We start from the raw sequence: 1,277 nt of genomic DNA, 5'->3' as shown, positions 1-1,277 counted from the left end.
GGCCGCAGGGCTTGCGGTGTCAGTCTGTAGAGCGACCATAAGACCAGAACAGAGTAAATCTGTTAAGGCAGGTGCGGAACCCCGCAAGGGAAAGAAGCAGAAACCTAAATCGTGAGGTTTGGGAATCACCGTCCGTTTACGGCGGTGAGGATGTCAAGCCAGAATTTTGCTCAAAGCAGATATTAATCAAGAAGGAGGAGGATGGACAGACAGTAAGATTAGTGAGTCATTAAATATAAGTCGTGCTACAATTGAGAGAGTCAGACAGAGACTTGTGGAAGAAGGGCTAGAATCAGCTTTAAAACGGAAGGAACAGCCAAATCGCCGCCCCAAAATAATTGATGGGGAAAAAGAAGCCTATCTAATTGCGCTCGCTTGTAGTGAAACCCCAGTGGGAAAAAGTAGTTGGACTCTGCAAATGCTGGCGGATAAAATGGTAGAACTAAAAGTAGTGGAACAAGTCTCGATTGAGACGATTAGACAAAGCTTAAAAAAAACGAACTTAAACCTTGGCTTCATGAATCTTGGGTAATTCCACCAGAATCAAACGCCGAATTTGTCTGCAGGATGGAAGAAGTTTTAGATATTTATCAACGTCCTTACGACGAAAAAAATCCTTGGGTTTGTTTTGATGAAAGTTGTAAGCAGTTGGTGAAAGAAACCAGAGAGGTAATTCCCCCTGAACCTGGTCAATTAGAGCGTTATGACTATCAATATGAACGGAATGGGGTGGCCAATCTCTTTATGTTTTTTGAGCCGTTAATAGGTTGGAGACACACCTCGTAACTGACCAAAGAACGGCCATTGATTATGCCCATAAAATGAAATATTTGGTAGATGAACGTTATCCTCAAGCTGAAAAAATTGGGGTAATTCAAGAGCAACTTAACACTCATGTTAAAGCCTCTTTATACAAAGCTTTTGCTCCGGAAGAAGCCAAACGGATTTTGGATAAATTAGAGTTTCATTATACTCCTAAACATGGCAGTTGGTTGAATATGGCAGAAATTGAATTGAGTGTTTTAAATCGTCAGTGTGTGAACCGTCGTATCCCCGATAAAGATACTCTCAAATTGGAAATTACTGCGTGGGAAGAAGAGCGAAATCAAAAATCTAGTTCTGTTAATTGGCGATTTACCACAGCAGATTCCCGTATCAAACTAAAGCGACTTTATCCCTCAATACAAACTTGATGACCCACTAGGAACAAGGTGGTAAATTGTCAGCAAGCTGCCAAGGCTGATTTTGGCGAACCATTGCATTAAGAATAACTAAGA

Annotated in this window: 1 pseudogene; it reads left to right on the top strand. The window is 41.3% G+C overall.

Going from position 1 to position 1,277, the window contains the following annotated elements:
- Positions 1-157: 157 nt before the first annotated feature.
- Positions 158-1,193 (top strand): annotated as a pseudogene (locus IQ242_RS25060) (IS630 family transposase); the annotation flags it as partial.
- Positions 1,194-1,277 lie beyond the last annotated feature (84 nt).

It is taken from the genome of Microcystis sp. LEGE 08355 (assembly GCF_015207185.1).
GTDB lineage: Bacteria > Cyanobacteriota > Cyanobacteriia > Cyanobacteriales > Microcystaceae > Microcystis > Microcystis panniformis.
This window is presented reverse-complemented; position numbering and strand designations above follow the sequence as displayed.